Source organism: Streptomyces sp. NPDC051133 (assembly GCF_040682635.1).
GTDB lineage: Bacteria > Actinomycetota > Actinomycetes > Streptomycetales > Streptomycetaceae > Streptomyces.
The window spans coordinates 133,650-153,688 of record NZ_JBFBBK010000017.1 but is presented as its reverse complement, the minus strand read 5'-3'; the positions used below and the strand labels follow the sequence as shown (position 1 = coordinate 153,688).

Here is a 20,039-nt window from a genome sequence, read left to right as displayed (position 1 = left end):
TCGGGTGGGACGCTGCAGTCGTGGCGGGGCGGGCCCGGGGAGCCGGAGGGGGTGGGACGGGTCAGCGGGGGCAGTTCAGGGTGTTCGGGGCGACGGTGTCCGCAAGGGCACGCATGCCCCGGTCGTTCGGGTGGATGTGGTCGCCGCCGTCGTAGGCCGGTGACAGGCGCTCGGGGTCGTACGGGCTGCGCAGGGTCCGGTCGAAGTCGGTGACGGCGTCGGCGTCCCGGCTGGTGCGCAGGAAGTGGTTGACCTCCTGTCGTACGGATTCCGCGGCCTGGTCCCATTCCGGCCACCCCTTGAACGGCCCGACGGTGGCGGCGACCACGCAGACGCCGGCCGCGTGCGCCCGCCGGATGATCTCCCGGTATCCGGCGATCAGGTCGGCCGCGGTGACGCCGGTGTGGGCCTTGAGGTCGTTCACGCCCTCGAAGAGCAGGATCGTCCGCACACCGGGCTGGGAGAGGACGTCCCGGTCCAGACGGCGCAGGGCGCTCTGTCCGGCGCCGTCCGCGAGGACCTTGTTGCCCGCGATGCCCTCGTCGGCGACGCCCTGGACGGCCGATCCGGAGCCGTTCAGGCGCCGCGCGAGGTAGTCGGGCCAGCGGTGGTCGAGGTCGGGGGTGGACTGCCGGCCGTCGGTGAGGGAGTCGCCGAGCGCGGCCACGGCTCCGGTCCCCGCGCGGGACGGTCGTACGGCGACGGCGTCGAGGTACCACCAGGAGCCGGTCCTCCGCGTCCAGGCCGCGCCGCTGACCTCGGCGGTGTGGTCGCCCTGCGCGGTGTACGACGTCTGCAGCGCCATCCGGTGACCGCTCGCCGGTCCCGCCGCGTCAGGGGTGTGGAGGCTGACGACGAGGTCGGCGCCGGCCGGGATCCCGCCGGGCAGCGGGTCGCTCCAGGCGACGGCGCCCGCCGGGACGGTGACCGTGCGGGCGCCCCCGAAGGTCAGCGGCCGGTCGCTGCCCGGCCGGAGCGCGGGGCCATGGCTGCGCAGCCCGGCACGGACGCTGTCCAGGGTCAGCGGGCGGTCGCCGAAGGCGTTGGTCAGGCGCACCCGCAGGCCGCTGCCGCCGACGCTGGTGTGGACGATCATCCGGTAGCCCCGGCCCGCGGTGCCCTCGCCCATGCGGTCCGCGCTCGCCGCCCAGGTGACGACGTCGGAGGTCCGGGAGACGGAGGGGGCCGGGTGGGCGGCGGCCCGGGCGGGCGCGGAGTGGCAGGCGACGGCCGTCACCAGGGCGGCGGCGACGCGGCAGCCGCGTCCGAGCCGGCTGGTCACGGAGCGGGATCCCGGCGTGTCACGGGCCTCCGGGGCCGTCCGCCGGCCGTCCGGGACGTGCCTGCGTACCCCACTCAGGTCATGGTCCCGCCGATGCCGGGCATCCGCACCCGCGGCGGTCTTCCGCCCTGCCGGCTCGGGCCGCCGCGGACGGCGGCCGGGGTCGTCGGGGGGCATCCACTCTCCTCCAGCCGGCCGGTCGTCGGGCTCGGCGCGGTCGGGTACGGCCGCTCGCGCGGGGTCACCGGCGGCCGGCGCGGTCCTCGGTGTTCCTGTCCCACTGTGCCGCAGGGGTACGGCAGTTGCCGAAGCGGGGCCGGGCCCCGGACATGCGGATGCGCACATGCGGATGCGCACATGCGGATGCGGACGTGCGGATGCGGACGTGCGGATGCCCCGCGCGGGGCGGGGCATCCGGTGGTGCGGGTGTGCTGCCGTCCGTCAGTGGTGGGCGGCGGGCGTGTTGGCGGCGGTGACGTTGACCGCGGCCCACGCCTTGTCGACCGTCTTGTACTCGGTGCTGTTCGCGCCGTACAGGTCCTTGGCCGCCTTCAGCGTCGCGACGCGCGCGTCGTGGAAGGAGGTGGTGGAGACCATGTAACGGGTGAGCGCACGGTAGAAGATGGCGGTGGCCTTGGTGCGGCCGATGCCCTTGACCGTGACGTTGTGATAGGTCGGCGAGTTGTAGGTGACGCTGCCGATCGTCTTCTTGCCACTGCCCTCGGCGAGGAGGTAGTAGGCGTGCGAGGAGACACCGGAACCGGCGTGGACCTCGGTGATCTCGGTCTCCGGCGACCAGTAGTCGATCGTGCCCTCGAGCTTGTCGAGCGACGGGTGGTCCAGGCGGCGCAGGAACTTCTGGGCGAGGCCCAGCTTCTCGCCGATCAGGTAGTCCGGCGTGTCCTTGGTGTTCTTGGCGTAGAACTCGACGTTGGAGCCGAAGATGTCGGCGAGCGACTCGTTGAGCGCGCCGGCCTCGCCGTACTGGTTGCCGTCCGGGTCGACGTAGCTCGGCTGCAGGTTGGCGGTCGCCTCGACCACGCCGTGGGTCAGCTCGTGACCGGTGACGTCGAGGACGACGAGCGGCTTCTTGAACATCTGGCCGTCGCCGTCGCCGTACAGCATGCAGTTGCAGGTCGGGTCCCAGAAGGCGTTGGCGACCTTCTTGCCCCAGTGGACCATGCCCTGGGCGGCCTTGCTGTTGCCCGCGATGCCCTTGCGCCCGAAGGTGCCCTTGTAGAAGTCCAGCGTCTTGGTGATGCCGTACTGGGCGTCCGCGGCGGCGCTGGCACGGCTCGTGGTCGTGCCGTTGCCCCACACGTTGGTCGTGTTGGTGAACTTCGTGCCGGAGCTGAACTTCTCCGTGTACGAGCCCTTGGCGTCACGCGTCTCGGTGCCGTACCGGCTCAGGTCCTTGAGCTGGTAGTGGCCCTTCGAGGTGGCCGTGGTGCTCAGGCCGACGCTGCCCACGAAGAGGGTCTTGCCGGTGCCCTTGGCGGACGTCGGGTAGTGCGTGACGCCCGACAGGCCCGAGCCGAGCAGACCGGAGGACTCGGCGGCGGCGGTGCCGGTGGCCGGGTCGATGGTCTCGCCGCGCCGGCGCAGGGTGTCGATCAGCTTCGGCGACAGGAACTCGTCCGCGTCGGGCGTGTTGCTGCGCACCTTGCCGGTCACGGCGTCGATGACGACGGTGCTGGAGCTGCCCTGGTCGGTCACCGTCACCTGGTAGGCGAGAGCGGCGGAGCCGCCGCGGGCGTCGAGGACGAGCCGGGCGGTGCCCGCGTCGCCCTTGGCCGCCTCGGCGGCCTTGGCGGCGGCCTGACCGGCGGTCAGCTTGGCCTGCGCGGCGTCCGGCTTGACGGCGTGGGCGGCCGCGCTGGTCGCGCCGGTGTAGGCGAGCTTGTGGTCGAGGTGGACGACGAGGTCACCGCCGAGAACCGGCATACCGTCGTGCGTCCGAACGAAGCGGACGTGACGGGCGCCCTCGGGGTCGATCATGACGTCCTGGGCGTGGAGTTCGTCGCCCTTGGAGACGCCGGTCGCCGAGGCGTGGGCGAAGGCCGCGGTGCGCGCCGCCTTCACCACCGCCGTGGCGTCCGTGGCGGAGGCGGCGGACCGCTCCACCCCCGTGGAGGGACCCGCGAAGGCCGTACCGGCCAGGCCCGTGGCAGCGGTCGTCACCGCGATGGCGACGGCCACGCTGCGTATGTGCGGTCTACGCACTGATCAGGGTTCCTTCGTTCGGAGGCGGCCGGGATCACCAACCGCCTCACGGCATGGCGCTGTTGGGCGCCACGGGGGCTGGTCGGGCCCCGAGGGGTAACCCTTACGGATCAGTCATGTGCACGTAAAGACGGAATGATCCATTTCGCGACCTTCTATGGCAATCCTTTACGAATGTGCGCCGAAGAGTGATCGCGAAGTGACCAACTGTGTGTCGACTGTGGAGACGTTGCCCCCATCGCCTAGGTTCCAGGGCCGGAATGTGACCGAAATCGCATCGCACGTCGAACAGATGGGAGTGGATGCCGGATGGTCTCAGCAACGGTGGGGCGGGGTGCGGTCCTCGGGGCGGTCGCGCTGTCGCTCCTCGCGGTCCCGGCCCGGGCCGCGACCACGACGACGACCGCGACCGCGGCGGCTCACACCCCCGCCACGGCGGCGCTCCCGGCGCCCGACACCGCCGGCCTGGCCGCGGTGCTGCGGGCGACGGTGGCTCAGGGGGCACCCGGCGCACTGGCCCGCATCGACGACCGGAACGCGAGCTACCGGGCCACCGACGGCTTCGCCGACCGCACCACCCAGCGGCCCCTCGCCACGGAGGACCGCTTCCGCATCGGCAGTGTCACCAAGACCTTCTCGGCCGTGGTGCTGCTCCAGCTGGCCGACGAGCACCGGCTCTCGCTGGACGCGCCGGTCGATCTCTATCTGCCCGGCCTGCTGCCCGACGACCGGATCACGGTGCGCCAGGTGCTCAGCCACCGCAGCGGCCTGTACGACTACACCAACGACCTGTTCGCCGACAGCGTCTCGGGCTTCGAGGCGGTGCGGAACAAGGTCTTCACCTACCGCGAGCTGGTCGCCCTCTCCCTGCGCAGGCCCCGCACCAACGCGCCCGGCGCCGCGTACGCGTACTCCAACACCAACTTCGTGGTCGCCGGCCTCCTCATCGAGAAGCTCACCGGGCAGTCGGTGCGGACCGCGTACGAGGACCGCATCTTCAAGCCGCTGAACCTGCGCGACACCTTCTACGTCCACCCGGACACCGCCATCCCCGGCCCGCACGCGCACGGCTACCTCACCCCCGACCGGGCCGGCGACCCGCTGGTCGACGCCACCGACCAGACCGTGTCGTGGGCGCAGAGCGCGGGCGCGATCATCTCCAGCGCACGGGACCTGAACACCTTCTACTCCGCCCTGCTGGAGGGCCGGCTGCTGTCCCGGGCGCAACTCGCGGAGATGGAGCGCTTCACCCCGGTCAACGGCACCACGGCGTACGGGCTGGGACTGCGGCGCCGCGACCTGTCCTGCGGGATGTCGGTGTACGGGCACACGGGGGCGGTGCAGGGGTTCTACACCTACGCCTTCGCCACGAAGGACGGGGCGCGCAGCGTCACGGCCGTCGCCAACACGTCCAACAACGGTGCGGTGCTCGACAGGCTGGGGGGTGTGCTGGAGTCCGCCTTCTGCGGGAAGACGGCGAAGAAGTAGCGGGCCGGGCGCCGGGAACCTCCTCGCACCCGTCCGGCGTCGTCCATGGCGTGACGAGCGAGCTGGTTCCCGGCGGCAATGTCGCCCTGCCGGGCGGCGCGGTGCGGCTGCGCGTGTCCGGGCCGTTCGATGTGTCCGCCCTGGTCGCCGGTGCCCACGGCAAGGTCGCGTCCGACGCGGACTTCGTGTTCTACAACCAGCCGGACGCGCCCGGCGTCCGGCTGCGCGGGGACACCCTGACCGTCGATCCCGCCCGGCTGCGCCCCGACGCCTGCCGGGTCACGGTCGCGGTCAGCGCGGCCGCGCCCGGCACCCCGCTCGGCCGGCTGCCCGCTCCCCGGCTCAACGTCGCCGACCACGCCGGGCGCGCGGTGGCCCGGTTCGCGCCCCCGCGTCCCGGCCCGGAGACGGTGCTGCTCCTGGCCGAGCTGTACCTGCGTCCGGGCACCGGCTGGAAGCTGCGGGCGATCGGCCAGGGGTACGCCGACGGGCTGGCCGGACTGGCCCGGGACTTCGGCGTACAGGTCGCCGATGACGGCGGCCGGACGGCACCGACGCCCCACGGCCGCACCACCCACCGCCCCTCGGCCCCCGGCCACACGACCACCCCGCCCACAGCCCCCGACCGCACCACCCACCGGCCCTCATCCCTCGGTCACACGACCACCCCGCCCTCGGCTGCCGGCCACGCGACCACTCCCGCCCCGCCCGCGCGCCGTACGCCCCCGCCGCCCCGGACCTCCGGCCTCACCGGCGCCCCTGCTCCATCCCCCACCCGCACACCCGCCGCCCCCACCGCATCCGGGCCCACCGCCCCCGACAGCTTCCTCACGCTGGTCAACTCCGCTCGTGCGCGCGCGGGCTGTCCTCCCGTCGCCCTCGACCCGCGGCTGCTGTCCGCCGCGCGGGGCCATGCCCGGGCGATGGCCGAGCTGGGCCGGCTGACCGGCGAGGGGCGGGACGGGACGTCCGTGCACCAGCGGATCACGGCCGCCGGATACGCGTACGTCCGCGTCGGCGAGCACCTCGTCTCCGGCCCGCGCGGCCCCGCCGAGTTCGTGGACCACTGCCTGCGGTCCGACCGCGCCCGGGGCACCCTGCTCGACCCCGCGTTCCGCCATGCCGCGCTGGGGCACGCCGACGCGGGCGACCGCTACTGGACCGCGCTGTGGGCCAGTCCGCTCACCGCGGCGGAGTCGTCGCGCACGGCCGCCGAGGTCATCGCGCTCACCAACGCCGAGCGCGGCCGGGCCGGCCTGCGCCCGCTGGCGCCCGACCCGCTGCTCACGGCGGCCGCACAGGCGCACTGCGCGGACATGGTGGCCCGCGACTTCTACGACCACACCTCCCCCGACGGCTCCCGGCCCTGGGACCGGGCCGCCGCGGCGGGCTCCCACAGGCGCACGATCGGCGAGAACATCGCCTGCGGTCAGCGCTCCCCCGCCGAGGTCGTGGACGGCTGGATGCGCAGTCCCGGTCACCGCGCCAACATCCTCAAACGGGAGTTCAGCCACATAGGCATCGGCTTCACGGGCGGCGGCCGGGCGGGCACGTACTGGGCGCAGCTGTTCGGTGGCTGACCGGGCACATTCCGTGATCTTGGCGGAACGACATCTTCCGGGCCACCATGCCCCGCATGAAGGGTGATCTCTTTTCCAGTCAGCACATGGTGCAGCCGGCCGTGGAGCCGGGCATGTCCGTCGAGAACGCCAAGTGCATCAAGTACACGGTGAACAGCGAGATGTACGCCCGCCAGGGCGCGATGGTCGCCTATCGCGGGAACCTGGCGTTCGAGCGCAAGGGGCAGGGCGTCGGCGGGATGCTCAAGCGTGCGGTCACCGGTGAGGGGCTGCCCCTCATGGTGGTGCGCGGGCAGGGCGAGGCCTGGTTCGCGCACGAGGCGCAGAACTGCTTCGTCGTGGACGTCGAGGCCGGCGACCGGTTCACCGTCAACGGCCGCAACGTGCTGTGCTTCGACGCCTCGCTGTCGTACGAGATCAAGACCGTGAAGGGGTCCGGGATCGCCGGCGGCGGCCTGTTCAACAGTGTGTTCAGCGGGCACGGCCGGCTCGGCCTGGTCTGCGAGGGCAACCCGCTGGTCATACCGGTGTCGCCGCAGGCCCCGGTGTACGTCGACACGGACGCGGTGGTCGGCTGGACCGCGCATCTGCAGACCTCGCTGCACCGCTCCCAGTCCATCGGCTCGATGCTGCGCGGCGGTTCCGGCGAGGCCGTCCAGCTGATGCTGCAGGGCGAGGGGTACGTCGTGGTGCGGCCGAGCGAGCTGACCCCGCAGAAGAACCAGCAGCACTGAATCTTCACACGGTGATCCGCGTCGCGCGGGCAACCCGGGTCGCCGTACCCGCGTCTTGATCCACAACAGACCGAGCCCTGGCCCCTCGGGCCAGGGCGTGTTTCCAAGACGCTATACACGTCATGTATACGCCGCATGTATACGCTCCGTGTATAGAAGGGTACGCATGTACGGCAAGGCTTTCGCCCCGGAATACCAGGGCGCCCTGACCACTCTGTCCGTGAACTCCTCGCTGGTCGATGTGCTGGCCGAGGGCACGGAGCGGCTGCGCGAGGCCGAGCGCTCCGGAAGTCCCGCGGAGGCGGCCCGCTGCGGGCTCGCCGTCGCCGAGGCGCACCGCAGGCTCGGCCACGTCCAGGAGGCCGACCGGGCCTGGAAGGCGAGTTACCGCGCCGCCCGGGAGGCCGGCGACACCGCCGCCATGGCCTGGGCGCTGTGGAGCGGCGGCACCCTGGCCCGGCAGCGGGGCGCGTTCCCGCTGGCCTGGCGCCTGCTGGGGCTCGCGGCCGAGTTCGGCGAGCGCGGCGGGGACGTCGTCGTCCGCGGGTACTCGCTGGCGGGCCTCGCGGAGACCGGCCGGATCCAGGGCGACTACGCGGCGGTGGGCCGGCTGCACGAACAGCTGCTCGCCGAGGCCCGCCGGCGCGGGGAGGCCCGGCACACGGTGTGGGCGCTGGAGGGCATCGCGCAGATGCACCGCAACACCGGGGACTACGACAGGGCGTACGCACTGTTCGAGGAGGCCGCGGAGATAGCCGAGCGGGCGGAGGACCGGCGCGGGCACGCCTGGGCGCTGCGCGGGCTCGCCGACATCCTCTCGGTGCGCGACCAGGACACCGACCGGGCCCTGGAGCTGCTGTCCCGGGCGGAGGCCGGCTGCCGCGCGATGGATCTGTCCAGCGCACTCGCCTACAACCACAAGATGCGCGGCAACGTCCTGTACCGCGCGGGCCGTTACGCCGAGGCGCGGGGCCTGTACGAGCTGGCGCTGCGGGAGTTCCGCACGATGAGCGAGCCGCGCGGCGAGGCGCTGTCCCGGCTCGGCCTGGCCAAGTCGCTGGCCCGGCTCGGCCGGGACCGGGCCGAGACGGCGGCCGAACTGGCGGATCTGGCACGGACGTTGGAGCGCAGCGGACTGAAGCACGCGCGGGAGATGGTGGCCCGGGCCCAGGAGGAGTTCGGGCTGCACCCGGAGGCCGTACGATGACCGCGCTCCCGGCGCCGGTGCGGGCGCCACTCTCCGCTCCCGAAGTCCTGGCCCGCTGCCGGGAGTCGGTACGGCCCGCGCTGGAGGAGGCGGTGGGGCGGCTGCACCCGTGGGTGGCCGAGATGGCCGCCTACTCCTTCGGCTGGTGCGAGGTCGGCGGGGCGCCGGCCGCCGCGCCGGGCGGCAAGGGCGTACGGCAGGCACTGGCCGTGCTCGGCGCCGAGGCGGCGGGCGCGGACGGGCGGGCCGGGATCCCGGCCGCCGTCGCGGTGGAGCTGGTGCACGCCTTCTCCCTGCTGCACGACGACATCATGGACGGCGACGCGACCCGGCGCCGCCGCCCGGCCGTGTGGAAGGCGTACGGCACCGGCCCGGCGGTGCTCGCCGGGGACGCCCTGTTCGCGCTGGCGGTGGAGACCCTCGCCGCCGTGCCGCAGGGCCCCGGCGCGGTCCGGCTGCTGTCGGCGGCCCTCGCCGACCTGGTGCGCGGGCAGGCCGACGACCTGCTGTTCGCGACCCGGCCGCGCGGTGGGCCCGGCCGGGTGACGCCGCAGGAGTACCGGGCGATGGCGGAGGGCAAGACCGGGGCGCTGCTCGGCTGCGCCGCCGCGCTGGGTGCCGCGCTCGGCGGGGCGCCCGCGCGTACGGTCGACGCGCTGGACCGGGCCGGGCGCCACCTGGGCGTCGCCTTCCAGCTGGTCGACGACGTGCTGGGCATCTGGGGCGATCCGGCGGTCACCGGCAAGCCGGTGGGCGGCGATCTCCGGGAGGGCAAGAAGACGTTCCCGGTGCTGGTCGCGCTCGGCGACCCGGCGGCCCGAGGGCTGCCCGCGCTGCTCGACTCGCCGGGGCGGTGCGCGGAGGCGGCGGCGCTGATCGAGGCGGCGGGGGGCCGTACGGCGGCGCTCGCCGAGGCCCGGACGCACACGGCCGCCGCACGGGCGCTGCTCGTGGGCGCGCCGCTGGCCGAAGGGGCCGGCGAGGAGCTGCTGCGGGTGCTGGACTTCCTGGTGGACCGCGAGCTGTAGCCTTGATCCGGAACGGCGTTGACCGCCGGAGTCCCGGCGGGTGAAGGTGCGGACGGCGCGGCCTTCGCCCCCCCCCCCCCCCCCCCCGCGCCGGAAGGGTGAGGCACCTTGATCGGCATCACGGACATCGAAGCCGCCGCGGAACGGATCGCCGGACACGTCGTGCGGACGCCGACCGTCCCGAGCCCCGGCCTGAGCACCCTGCTCGGCGTCCCGGTCACCGCGAAGCTCGAACTGCTGCAGCGCACCGGCTCGTTCAAGGCCCGCGGAGCGACGGCGAAGCTGCTGTCGCTGAGCGCGGCCGAGCGGGCGGCGGGCGTGGTCGCGGTCAGCGGCGGCAACCACGGCATCGCCCTCGCGGTGATGGCGGCGGCCCTCGATGTGAAGGCGACGGTGGTGATGCCCCGCACCGCGCCCGCGCGTTCTCGGGCGCTCGCCGAGGAGGCCGGGGCGTCGGTGCGGCTGACCGACGGCATGGACAGCGCGTTCCAGCTGGTGACGCGGCTGAGGGACGAGGGACTGACCCTCGTCCACCCGTTCGACGACCCGGTCGTGATCGCCGGACAGGGCACCGTGGGGCTGGAGCTGGCCGAGGACGCCGGTGACGTCACGGACGTGTTCGTCAGCATCGGAGGCGGCGGGCTGATCGCCGGCATCGCGACGGCCCTGCGCGCCCTGCGTCCCGGGGTGCGGGTGTGGGGCGTGGAGACCGCGGGCGCGGAGGCCATGTCGGGTGCGCTGAAGGCGGGCGGCCCGGTGCCGGTGCCGCTGTCGTCGCTGGTCACCACGCTGAGCGCGCCCTCCGTGTCCCGGCTGACGTACGAGCATGCCGCCGCGCTGGTCGAGGAGGTCCTGGTGGTCCCCGACCGGGACGCCGTACAGGGCTGTCTGGAGCTGGCCGAGCACGCCAAGGTGTGGGCCGAGCCGGCGGCGGGCTGTCTGCTCCCGGCGGCCCGGCGGGTGCTGGCCCGGGTCGGCGACGGCGCCCGCCTCGGACTCGTGGTGTGCGGGGGCAACACGACACCTCGGGAACTGACCGGCTGGGCCGTGGACTTCGGGCTGCTGTGAGGCAGGGCCACACCCGTTCCATTACCGTCGGTTACCCACAGGTCGAACCCCCTCTCCGGGCGGCCATCCCCAACCCGCGGGCCCCTTCGAATAGTTGAACGAAAGGCAGGAACGGCACCCTGGTCACTGTTTCGTTGAACGCTCCCCCGCGCGCCCCGCGTACCTCTGGGAAACACCGGGCAGGGGTCTCAGCGAGGGATGACCATGGTCAAGGCGCACGTCTCCGCACACGAACTGGTCGCCGGGCGGTACCGGCTGCTGGAGGTCTTCGCCCGGGAGACGAACCGTCTGTGGTGGTACGCCGAGGACGTCACGGCGGAGCAGCCCCGGCTGGTCGCGCAGACCGCCCTGCCTGAGCCCTCCTCCGAGGACACCGCGCGCCGGGTCACGGCCCGTGTCGTGCGGACCTCCGAGACCCTGCGGCCGCTGCGCCCCGGGCAGATCGCCACGGTCGTCGACGCCGTGGTCGAGGCCGGCACCCTGTGGACGGTCACCGAGTGGATCGACGGCACGCCCCTGTGCCGGCTCCTCGACCAGGAAGGCGCGTTCAACCCGGTGCGGGCGGCCCGGCTCGGGCTGGAACTGCTCGACGTGCTCGGGGCCGCGCACGACGAGGGCATCACCCATGGCGAGCTGAGTCCCGGCCAGGTCTTCGTACGCGACGGCGGACCGGTCGTCGTCACCGGGTTCGGGCTGGCGGGCGCGACGCTCGTGCCCCGGCTCACGGCACCGTCGTACGCCTCCCCTGAGCAGGCCCGCGACGAGCGCATCGGCCCCGCCGCCGATCTGTGGGCGCTGGGCGCACTGCTGTACACGACGGTCGAGGGCCGGCCGCCGTTCCGGGACCGCGGGCGGCCCGACGCCACCCTGAAGGCCGTGGACCGGCTGCCGCTGCGCACCCCGTTGCGCACGGGCCCGCTCACCCAGGCCGTCCAGGGCCTGCTGCGCAAGAACTCCCGGGAGCGGCTGAGCCGGCCGGTGGTCCGCGAGGCACTGACCCGGGCCCTGCGCGAGGACACCGACGCGGACCGGCAGCCGGCCCCCATGCCCCGGCTGCGCGGGGCGTACGCCGGTGTCCGGCGCGCCGGGCGCGGGCGCGGCCACCGCGTCCTGGCCGCGGGGACCGCGCTGACCGTGGTCACCGTCGCCGCGGCCGTCCTGCTCGCGACCCACGGGCTGAGCACCGGCTCCGCGCGCACACCGGCCCGCCCGGCCGCCTCGGCCACCCCCACCGGCCGGCACACCGGCGGCACCGCCGCCCCCGCCCCCACCGCGAGCGCCACGGCCGCCCTGCCGGCCGGATACCACCGCTACACCGCCCCCGAGGGCTTCTCGGTGGCCCTGCCCGACGGCTGGAAACGGCTCACCACGTCGCGGGTGAGCGGCACCTACCGCATCACCTTCGGCACGGACGGCTCCTCCCCCGCCCTCGCCGTCACCCACAGCGAACACGTCGGCCCGGACCCGGTCGCCGTCTGGCGGGAGGACGTCGAGCCGGCCCTGCAGCGACTGCCCGGCTACCACCGCGTCGGCACCGCCCGGGCCACCACCTACCAGGGGCACCCGGCCGCCGACCTGGAGTGGCTCGCCGGAACCGGTGACGCCCGGGTGCACACCTTCGGTCGCGGGTTCCTGCTGGGCGGCGGGAGCGGCTTCTCCCTGCGCTTCACCACCCCCGCCGGGGACTGGGACGGCCCCGCCGCCCGGCTGGCGCTGCAGACCTTCCTGCGGACCTTCCGGGAGCCGCGGGACTGACCGGGACGGCGTCGGCCGTTTTCGCTCCGCCGGCTCGGGGACTCGCCCCGTATGGTGCAAATCGGATACACGATGATGACCGAGCAGACAGGCCCCCGGGACCTGGTGGACCACCTGGTGCAGGCCGAGGAGACCGGGTTCGACTTCTCGGTGATCTCGGACCACTACTTTCCGTGGCTGCGCGCGCAGGGCCACTCCTCGTACGCGTGGAGCGTGCTGGGCGCCGCCGCCCAGGCCACCTCGCGGATTCCGCTGATGACCTACGTGACCTGCCCGATCGTCCGCTACCACCCGGCGATCGTGGCGCAGAAGGCGGCCACCGTGCAGCTGCTCTCCGAGGGCAGGTTCCGGCTCGGCCTCGGCGCGGGCGAGAACCTCAACGAGCACGTCGTGGGCGGTGGCTGGCCGCCGGTCGACGTGCGCCACGAGATGCTCGAGGAGGCCGTGCAGATCATCCGCGCGCTGTTCGCGGGCGGCCATGTCACCCACCACGGCCCGCACTACGACGTGGAGTCGGCCCGGCTGTGGGACCTGCCGGACCAGCCGCCCCCGATCGGCATCGCCGTCTCCGGCGACCAGTCCTGCAGGCTCGCCGGGCACCACGCCGACCTGGTGATCGCGACCGAGCCGAAGTCCGGCCTGCTGGAGGCCTTCGACCGGCACGGCGGCAGCGGCAAGCCCCGCGTCGGCCAGCTCCCGGTCTGCTACGACCCCGACCGGGACACGGCGATCAAGCGCGCCCACTCCCAGTTCCGCTGGTTCGGGCTCGGCTGGAAGGTGAACGCCGAACTGCCGCACCCGGACTCCTTCGAGGCCGCCACCCAGTTCGTCACCCCGGACGACGTCGCCTCCGCGATCCCGTGCGGCGACGACCCCGACTCCTTCGTGGAGGCCGTGCGGCCCTATGCCGAGGCCGGGTTCGGGGAGGTCGCCCTGGTGCAGATCGGCGGGGACTCGCAGCCGGAGTTCCTGGACTGGTCGGCCAAGACCCTGCTGCCCGCGCTGCGGGAGGCGTTCGGCTGACCCGCGCCGGGGCCCCGCAGCAAGGCCCGGCGATGAGGGCCGATGAACCCATATAGGCTGTCCTGTCCGCACCCGGCCCGGGCGCGGTCCCCCCAGAGCCGTCCTCGCAGGAGAGCCGTCCGTGACCCTGGTCATCGAGCCGTCCGAACCGTCCGCCCCGGCGGTGCAGCCGCTGTCCGACCTCGTGGCGCGCGACGCCCGGGAGTTCGGCGTGTACGCGCGCACCGGCGGCTGGGCCTTCGCGCTGATGGTGGCCCGCAGCGTGCGGCCGGGCGGGCAGTCCGCGGGTGAGACGCCGAAGGTGTCGGCGAAGGAGTTCGCGCAGCTGGCCGAATGCTCCCCGGAGCGGGTCATGCGCTACTACAAGGCCTGGGACCGGGCCGCCGACGACGGACTCGTGCCGCACTTCGAGACCCTGGAGCCGGGGCAGCGGGTGGACCTCCCGGACGCGGACGTGTGGCTGAGCTACTACGTCTCCCGCTCCAGCGCGACCTCCGAGCGCGGCACCGCGATCGCCGAGGCCGCCGAGGCCGAGGGCATCCGCCCCACCAAGGCCCTGGAGGTCGCCGAGAACCCGACCGCGCTGCGCGCCGCGATCCTCGCCGACCCCTCCACGGCCCGGGCGGCCCGCGCCGCCCTGCTGGACCGGCTCGGCCAGGACCCGGACCTGCAGGCGGACCTGGCCCGGGACGTCGTGCGCACCGACGAGCTGAAGAAGGCCGTGGCGAGCGAGAGCCGGGCCGCCGACCGGATCGGCTACGTCCGCCAGATCGCCGAGTCCGGACAGATCAGGACCCCCGCGGGGCAGACGGTCGAAGCCCCCTCCGAGCTGCGCGAGGAGGCCGAGCGGCATCTGTCGCTCATCGACGAGCTGGACGACGGCGAGGACACCGGCGAGTGGGCCACCGAGGCCTACGACACCATGAAGTCGCTCGTCGTCGAGGCGGTCGAGGCCGACCCCTCCTTGCGCGTGCAGGAGCGGCGGACCAAGTTCTACAACAGCCTGCAGAAGGCGACCCGGGCGTTCGAGGAGCTGACCTTCGACGACGCGCAGGACTTCTACGAGGACGACATGGTCCAGCGGCTCGAGGAACTCCAGCAGGCGATCGGCACCTGCCTGGCCGCGCTGCGCGGAGCGGGGAATCAGCCGCACGGGTGAGCATCCCGGGCGATCCCGGGGTACTAGAGGGCCCTACGCCGTTTGCTCCGGGAGGCCCTCGCGTGAACTCGATCGTGCACACGACGCTGGTGGTCCAGCTCCGGGCGGGAGACACCGACCGGTGTCCCGTGCTCGCGCATCTGAGCTACGACGCGGACGACCCGTTCGCCGTCACCGCCGTCTTCGGTCACGACGGCCGGGTGCTGGCCACCTGGCGGCTGGACCGCGAGATGCTGGCCGACGGCCTGGCCGCGCCGGTCGGCATCGGGGACGTGCGGCTGCGTCCGGCGGCCACCGGCATGTGGCACGAGCTGCGCATGGAGTTCCTCGGGGACTTCCGGCCGGACGGCGGCCGGCACCACGCGGTGGTGCTGGCGTGGGCGCCCGCGATCGCGTCGTTCCTGCGCGAGACGCACCGGATCGTCCCGCCGGGCCAAGAGCACGTCCCCGTCGACGAGTTGCTCGCGGAGATCCTCTCCGGGGCTGAGTAGCCGTACTCATGCCCGCTCCCCCGGGCGGGCAGCACGATGGGCCTCCACGACACCCCGAGGCAAGGAGCCCCGCCGTGACCGCAGTGCACCCCGCCCCGCGCCCCGCGCCGCGCCGTCTGCCGCCCGCCGTGTTCGCCGGTGTGACGGCCGTCGGGCTGGCCGCGTCGGCATGGGGTGCCCGCGACCGCACCACCTGGTTCCTGGAGACGGTGTGGGCGCTGGCCGGGCTGCCCCTGGCCGTGCTGACGCGGCGGCGCTTCCCGCTCACGGGACTGCTGTACGGGCTGCTCACCGCACACGCGCTGGTGCTCGCGGTCGGCGGCCACTACACGTACGCGCAGGTCCCCGTGGGCGACTGGGTGCGGGACACGTTCGGCCTGTCCCGCAATCCCTACGACCGCTTCGGGCACCTGATGCAGGGCTTCGTCCCCGCCGTGCTGGTCCGTGAACTGCTCAGCCGGACCTCGCCGCTGCGCGGCAGCCGCTGGCTGGCCCCGCTCACCGTGTGCGCGTGCCTGGCCTTCAGCGCCTGCTTCGAGCTGCTGGAGTGGCTGGCGGCGGAGATCGGCGGCCACGGCGCGGACGCGTTCCTCGCCACCCAGGGCGATGTGTGGGACACCCAGTGGGACATGTTCTGCGCCCTGATCGGCGCCGTGCTCTCCGTGCTGCTGCTCAGCCGGGTCCACGACCGTCGGCTCGCCGCACTGGAGAGGTCACCGGAGAGGTCCTAGTCGTCCGGCGGGGCGGTGTGCCTGCGGCGGGCCCACAGGGGCAGGCCGTACCAGCAGACCAGGTACCAGGCGACGACGGGCGCCGCCAGCCAGGCCGTCGCGCTGCCGTGGGTGGCCACCCGGAGGATCAGCACCAGGGAGGACGTCATCGTCGCGAGCAGCAGCACCAGCCCGACGAACGTCATCCGGGACGCCAGCGCCACCGCCTGCGGCTTGACCCGGCGGCCGGAGACCAGGCGGTGCAGGGACACCGGCCCGATGAGGGCTCCGGTGGCGCAGGCGCCCAGGACGACGGTGACGATGTAGATGACGTGGTCGGCGCGGGGCAGCGTGGCGTACTTCGGCTGGAAGACGACGGTCAGCAGGAAACCGAACAGGATCTGCACGCCCGTCTGGGCCACCCTCACCTCCTGGATGAGTTCGACCCACATCCGGTCGGCCCGCTCCTCCTCGGTCTCGTTCCGCCCCCGGCGCCGTCCGTCCTGCGTCATGCGGTGCGTGTAACCGCCCGCCCGTTCCTTCAAACGGTGTGCGCCCCGACGGCTACCAGCGGTGTTCGACCTGCTCCTTGATCCGGCGGTCGTACAGGTCCCGGATCGCGGTGACCGTCTGCGCGGGCAGCGGCGGCAGCTTGGCGGCCGCCGCGTTGGCCCGGGCCTGTTCCGGGTTGCGCGCCCCGGGGATCACCGTGGTGACGCCGTCCTGTTCGGTGATCCAGCGCAGCGCCAGCTGGGCCGGGGTGTACCCCTCGGGAGCGAGCGCGGCGAACTCGGCGGCCGCCGCCACGCCCGTCTCGTAGTCGACGCCGGAGAAGGTCTCGCCCTGGTCGAAGGCCTCGCCGTGCCGGTTGAAGGTGCGGTGGTCGTTGGCGGCGAACACCGTGTCCTTGGTGTACTTGCCTGACAGCAGCCCGGAGGCGAGCGGCACGCGCGCGATGACGCCGACGCCGGCCTCGCGGGCGGCGGGCAGCACCTCGCGCAGTGGCTTCATGCGGAACGGGTTGAGGATGATCTGCACGCTCGCCACGTGCGGCCGGGCGATCGCGGTCAGCGCCTGCGCGCAGGTCTCCACGCTCACCCCGTACGCCGCGATCCGCTCCTCCTCGACCAGGGTGTCCAGGGCGTCGAACACCGCGTCGGAGGAGTAGACGGGGGTGGGCGGGCAGTGCAGCTGCACCAGGTCGACGCGGTCGACCCCGAGGTTGCGGCGGGAGCGGTCGTTCCAGGCGCGGAAGTTGTCCAGGACGTAGTTCTCCGGGATCTGTTCGACCCGGCGGCCCATCTTCGTGGCCACCAGCACATGCAGATCGGGCCGGCCGCGCAGGAAGGAGGCGATGGTCTCCTCGCTGCGCCCGTCGCCGTACACGTCCGCCGTGTCGAAGAAGGTGACCCCCGCCTCGGCCGCCGCCTCCAGGACGGACAGGGCCTCCTTGTCGTCCACGTCACCCCAGTCGGCGCCCAGCTGCCACGTGCCGAGGCCGACCACCGACGCCCACTGACCCGACCTTCCGATTACGCGTTCGTCCATGGCGCCAGTCTGTCACCGGCACCGCGTCCCGCGGAACGGGCCGCTCCGGTGGGCGGTCCGCGGGTCTCTCACCCACACGGGTGAGAGGGACCGGCGGCGGGGCCACGGGCGCGGAGCGGACCCCTAGCGTGCTCATGTGATCGATCGTTCGATGGACAACTTCCCTTTCCCTGCCGGTCCTTCGGGGCCGGACCGTCGTGCCGTCCTGCGGGCGGCCGCCGCGCTGGCCGCCGTACCGGTGTCGCTCGCCGCCGACCCCGCGGTGGCCGCGGCCGAACTCCCGGGGTTTCCGGAGCAGGTGGCGCTCTACCGTTCGGCGTACCGCAACTGGGTGGGTGAGATCACCGCCGACGGGTTGTGGGCCTGCGCCCCGGCCGGGCCGGAAGAGGTGCTCGCCGTCGTCGACTGGGCCTGGCGCAGCGGCCGGCGGGTGCGGGCGCGGGGCTGCTCGCACGGCTGGTCGCCGCTGACGATCACCGAGGGGACCACGGCGGCCGCCCCGGTCCTGCTGCTCGACACGGCACCTCACCTGACCGGGCTGCGCCTGGAGTCCGCCACGGCGGTCCGGGCCGGCGCCGGGGTCACCCTGGAAGCCCTGCTCACCTTCCTGGAGGGGCACGGCCTGGGTCTCACCACGGCCCCCGCGCCCGGCGATCTGACGCTGGGCGGCGCCCTGGCGATCGACGCTCACGGCACCGCCGTACCGGCGGACGGCGAACGCCCGCCGCCGGGAGCCCTGTACGGCTCGCTGAGCAACCGGGTGCTGGAGCTGACGGCGGTGGTGTGGGACGCCGGCAGCGGGGCGTACGTGTTGCGGACGTTCCGCCGCGAGGACCCGGAGGCCGCGCTGCTGCTGACGCATCTCGGGCGGGCCCTGGTCACCGAGGTGGTGCTGCGGGTGGGGCGGGACACCGGTCTGCGCTGTGTCAGCCGCACCGACATCCCGGCCCGCGAGCTGTTCGCGCGGCCCGGCGCGGGCGGGCGCACGCTGGAGAGCTTCCTGCGCCGCTCGGGCCGTGTCGAGGCGATCTGGTTCGCCTTCACCGAGTACCCGTGGCTGAAGGAGTGGAGCGTCGCCCCGGACCGGCCGCCCGGTGCACGGCACGTCACCTCGCCGTACAACTACCCCTTCTCCGACAGCGTGCCGACGCCGGTGGCCGACCTCGTGGGGCGGATCGTGGCGGGCGCGGCCTGGTATCTGGCGCCGGTGCTCGGCGCGGCGCAGCTCGAGGTGGCCTCCGCCGGGCTCGCGGCCACGGGGTCGGCCGATCTGTGGGGGCCGTCGAAGAACACGCTGCTGTACCTCCGGCCGACCACGCTGCGGGTGACCGCGAACGGGTACGCGGTGCTCACCTCGCGGGCCGGGGTGCAGCGCGTCGTGCACGAGTTCACCGGCCGCTACCGCACCCTGCTGACCGCGTACGCGGCACGGGGCCGCTTCCCGGTCAACGGCTCGGTGGAGATCCGGGTCACCGGGCTGGACGACCCCGCGGCCACCGGCGTCCCCGGCGCGCGGGCCCCCCTGCTGTCGGCGCTGCGGCCGAGCGCGGCCCGCCCCGAGTGGGACACCGCGGTGTGGCTGGACGTGCTGACCCTGCCCGGCACCCCGTACGCGGAGGCGTTCCTGCGCGAGCTGGAGCGGTTCCTGTTCTCCGCCTACGACGGCGCGGACGCCCTGGCCCGCGTGGAGTGGTCCAAGGGCTGGGCGTACACGGACGACGCCGTCTGGAGCGACCCGGAGGTGCTGGGCACGACCGTACCCGGCTCCTTCGGCGCGCAGGCGTGGGCGCAGGCGGTCGCCGGCCTGGACCGCCTTGACCCGCACCGGGTGTTCGGCAACGCCTTTCTGGACCGTCTGCTGCGCTGACCACGCCCGGCGGCGGGCTGCCGCCGGGTCAGACCAGGTTCTTCTCCAGGAGTGCGAGATAGCTCCGCAAACTGTGGTCGCGGATGCCGTCCGAGGCGGACGCCAGGGCGTCCCGGGGCACCCCCTTGGCCCGGTCGGCGAGGGCCGACAGCGTGGGCATGCTCTCGTGCAGCCTGCCGCGGGAGTCGAAGTAGCGTAGCGCCCGGACGTGGGTGAAGGCGGGCTCGGGCGGGAGCTGGGCGACGATGTCGCCGTTGTTGACGAAACGGTACATGCGCCCGCCGAGCCCTTGGTGGAACGCGTCGGCGAGCTGCCGGTCGCAGGTGCGCGGCTGGCCGAAGGTGTAGACGCCGTCGGCCGCCAGGTGCGGGGCCTCCAGGTACAGCCGGGCGCCGGCCAGCATGGCGAGGGCGCCGCCGAGACCGTGGCCGGTGACGTACACGCCCTGCCCGTCGGTGCGCAGCTCGGCGAGGGTCCGTGCGACGGCCGGGTACAGCGGGTCCAGGGCGGCGGCGAAGCCGTGGTGGACGTACCCGTTGCCACCGGGCCCGGGCCGGGGCGGGGTCGTGGCGTCGGACAGCCAGTCCTTGATCCGGCCGGGCTCGCTGCCGCGGAACGCGATGACGATCGTCCGGTCGCCGCTCAGGGTGCAGGCCCGGACGTCCCGCAGCGGGGAGGGCGGGGCGAGGCGGGCCTCGTGGTGCCGTACCCGGTCGAATCCCCACCGGGCGGCCTGCTCCTCGATGACGGCGGGTTCCTGGAGCGCCAGTTCGGCCGTGCGGGCCAGCCAGTACGCGCGCTGGAGGCTGTAACCGGACGAGGTGTGGTCGAAGGCGAGGGGGACAGCCATGGAGGGACTCCTTCGCGGGAGGGCGG

At 73.8% G+C, this 20,039-nt stretch carries 17 protein-coding genes; 12 read left to right on the top strand and 5 right to left on the bottom strand.

The features are described 5' to 3' along the window. Positions 1 to 61: 61 nt before the first annotated feature. Together AB0N17_RS19475 and AB0N17_RS19470 are read right to left on the bottom strand one after the other, a co-directional pair. On the bottom strand, positions 62 to 1,282 hold the full coding sequence (locus AB0N17_RS19475) for an SGNH/GDSL hydrolase family protein (RefSeq protein ID WP_366012601.1): 1,221 nt from the start codon (positions 1,280 to 1,282) through the stop codon (positions 62 to 64). Between the two features lie 441 nt (positions 1,283 to 1,723). Continuing rightward, a complete protein-coding gene (locus AB0N17_RS19470; protein ID WP_366012600.1) occupies positions 1,724 to 3,505 on the bottom strand; it encodes a M4 family metallopeptidase in 1,782 nt (593 codons plus the stop codon). 309 nt (positions 3,506 to 3,814) lie between these two features. On the opposite strand from AB0N17_RS19470, the gene AB0N17_RS19465 reads away from it, so the two are divergent. The 11 genes from AB0N17_RS19465 (at position 3,815) to AB0N17_RS19415 (ending at position 15,769) form a co-directional block, all read left to right on the top strand. Continuing rightward, positions 3,815 to 4,993 (top strand): serine hydrolase domain-containing protein, encoded by a 1,179-nt coding sequence (locus AB0N17_RS19465; protein WP_366012599.1) that lies wholly within the window; start codon positions 3,815 to 3,817, stop codon positions 4,991 to 4,993. Positions 4,994 to 5,043: 50 nt separating this feature from the next. Continuing rightward, positions 5,044 to 6,573, top strand: coding sequence for a CAP domain-containing protein (locus AB0N17_RS19460; RefSeq protein WP_366012598.1), 1,530 nt, complete (start codon positions 5,044 to 5,046; stop codon positions 6,571 to 6,573). 56 nt (positions 6,574 to 6,629) lie between these two features. Continuing rightward, complete coding sequence (locus tag AB0N17_RS19455; protein WP_366012597.1) at positions 6,630 to 7,307, top strand: AIM24 family protein; 678 nt, start codon at positions 6,630 to 6,632, stop codon at positions 7,305 to 7,307. A 166-nt stretch (positions 7,308 to 7,473) separates the two neighbouring features. Next, positions 7,474 to 8,514, top strand: a complete 1,041-nt coding sequence (locus AB0N17_RS19450; protein ID WP_366012596.1) for a tetratricopeptide repeat protein — start codon at positions 7,474 to 7,476, stop codon at positions 8,512 to 8,514. Continuing rightward, positions 8,511 to 9,542 (top strand): polyprenyl synthetase family protein, encoded by a 1,032-nt coding sequence (locus AB0N17_RS19445; RefSeq protein ID WP_366012595.1) that lies wholly within the window; start codon positions 8,511 to 8,513, stop codon positions 9,540 to 9,542. The genes AB0N17_RS19450 and AB0N17_RS19445 overlap by 4 nt, the downstream gene beginning before the upstream one ends. Positions 9,543 to 9,650: 108 nt before the next feature. Then, a complete protein-coding gene (locus AB0N17_RS19440) occupies positions 9,651 to 10,610 on the top strand; it encodes a threonine/serine dehydratase (RefSeq protein WP_366012594.1) in 960 nt (319 codons plus the stop codon). A 198-nt stretch (positions 10,611 to 10,808) separates the two neighbouring features. After that, positions 10,809 to 12,365: a serine/threonine-protein kinase gene (locus AB0N17_RS19435; RefSeq protein WP_366012593.1), complete on the top strand. Its 1,557-nt coding sequence runs from the start codon at positions 10,809 to 10,811 to the stop codon at positions 12,363 to 12,365. 51 nt (positions 12,366 to 12,416) lie between these two features. Beyond that, complete coding sequence (locus AB0N17_RS19430) at positions 12,417 to 13,388, top strand: LLM class F420-dependent oxidoreductase (protein ID WP_366012591.1); 972 nt, start codon at positions 12,417 to 12,419, stop codon at positions 13,386 to 13,388. 121 nt (positions 13,389 to 13,509) lie between these two features. Further along, a complete protein-coding gene (locus tag AB0N17_RS19425; RefSeq protein WP_366012590.1) occupies positions 13,510 to 14,547 on the top strand; it encodes a hypothetical protein in 1,038 nt (345 codons plus the stop codon). A 62-nt stretch (positions 14,548 to 14,609) separates the two neighbouring features. Further along, positions 14,610 to 15,038 carry an SsgA family sporulation/cell division regulator gene (locus tag AB0N17_RS19420; protein ID WP_366012589.1) on the top strand — a complete coding sequence of 143 codons (429 nt, stop codon included), beginning with the start codon at positions 14,610 to 14,612 and terminating at the stop codon, positions 15,036 to 15,038. A 74-nt stretch (positions 15,039 to 15,112) separates the two neighbouring features. Beyond that, positions 15,113 to 15,769, top strand: coding sequence for a DUF2238 domain-containing protein (locus AB0N17_RS19415; RefSeq protein WP_366012588.1), 657 nt, complete (start codon positions 15,113 to 15,115; stop codon positions 15,767 to 15,769). On the opposite strand, the gene AB0N17_RS19410 is transcribed toward AB0N17_RS19415, so the two are convergent. Next, positions 15,766 to 16,260, bottom strand: coding sequence for a DUF6328 family protein (locus AB0N17_RS19410; RefSeq protein WP_366012587.1), 495 nt, complete (start codon positions 16,258 to 16,260; stop codon positions 15,766 to 15,768). The genes AB0N17_RS19415 and AB0N17_RS19410 overlap by 4 nt on opposite strands. A gap of 52 nt (positions 16,261 to 16,312) precedes the next feature. Then, positions 16,313 to 17,296, bottom strand: a complete 984-nt coding sequence (locus tag AB0N17_RS19405) for an aldo/keto reductase (RefSeq protein ID WP_366012586.1) — start codon at positions 17,294 to 17,296, stop codon at positions 16,313 to 16,315. 151 nt (positions 17,297 to 17,447) lie between these two features. On the opposite strand from AB0N17_RS19405, the gene AB0N17_RS19400 reads away from it, so the two are divergent. Beyond that, on the top strand, positions 17,448 to 19,163 hold the full coding sequence (locus AB0N17_RS19400; RefSeq protein ID WP_366012630.1) for a cholesterol oxidase substrate-binding domain-containing protein: 1,716 nt from the start codon (positions 17,448 to 17,450) through the stop codon (positions 19,161 to 19,163). Positions 19,164 to 19,191: 28 nt separating this feature from the next. Here AB0N17_RS19400 and AB0N17_RS19395 read toward each other — a convergent pair whose 3' ends face one another. Further along, positions 19,192 to 20,013: a lipase family protein gene (locus AB0N17_RS19395; protein WP_366012585.1), complete on the bottom strand. Its 822-nt coding sequence runs from the start codon at positions 20,011 to 20,013 to the stop codon at positions 19,192 to 19,194. Positions 20,014 to 20,039: the final 26 nt, after the last annotated feature.

Bases quoted from the DNA above. Each gene is read 5' to 3' on its own strand.
- AB0N17_RS19465 (WP_366012599.1), top strand. From the start codon at position 3,815: ATGGTCTCAGCAACGGTGGGGCGGGGTGCGGTCCTCGGGGCGGTCGCG.
- AB0N17_RS19455 (WP_366012597.1), top strand. From the start codon at position 6,630: ATGAAGGGTGATCTCTTTTCCAGTCAGCACATGGTGCAGCCGGCCGTG.
- AB0N17_RS19450 (WP_366012596.1), top strand. From the start codon at position 7,474: ATGTACGGCAAGGCTTTCGCCCCGGAATACCAGGGCGCCCTGACCACT.
- AB0N17_RS19445 (WP_366012595.1), top strand. From the start codon at position 8,511: ATGACCGCGCTCCCGGCGCCGGTGCGGGCGCCACTCTCCGCTCCCGAA.
- AB0N17_RS19435 (WP_366012593.1), top strand. From the start codon at position 10,809: ATGACCATGGTCAAGGCGCACGTCTCCGCACACGAACTGGTCGCCGGG.
- AB0N17_RS19430 (WP_366012591.1), top strand. From the start codon at position 12,417: ATGGTGCAAATCGGATACACGATGATGACCGAGCAGACAGGCCCCCGG.
- AB0N17_RS19410 (WP_366012587.1), bottom strand. From the start codon at position 16,260: ATGACGCAGGACGGACGGCGCCGGGGGCGGAACGAGACCGAGGAGGAG.
- AB0N17_RS19405 (WP_366012586.1), bottom strand. From the start codon at position 17,296: ATGGACGAACGCGTAATCGGAAGGTCGGGTCAGTGGGCGTCGGTGGTC.
- AB0N17_RS19400 (WP_366012630.1), top strand. From the start codon at position 17,448: ATGGACAACTTCCCTTTCCCTGCCGGTCCTTCGGGGCCGGACCGTCGT.
- AB0N17_RS19395 (WP_366012585.1), bottom strand. From the start codon at position 20,013: ATGGCTGTCCCCCTCGCCTTCGACCACACCTCGTCCGGTTACAGCCTC.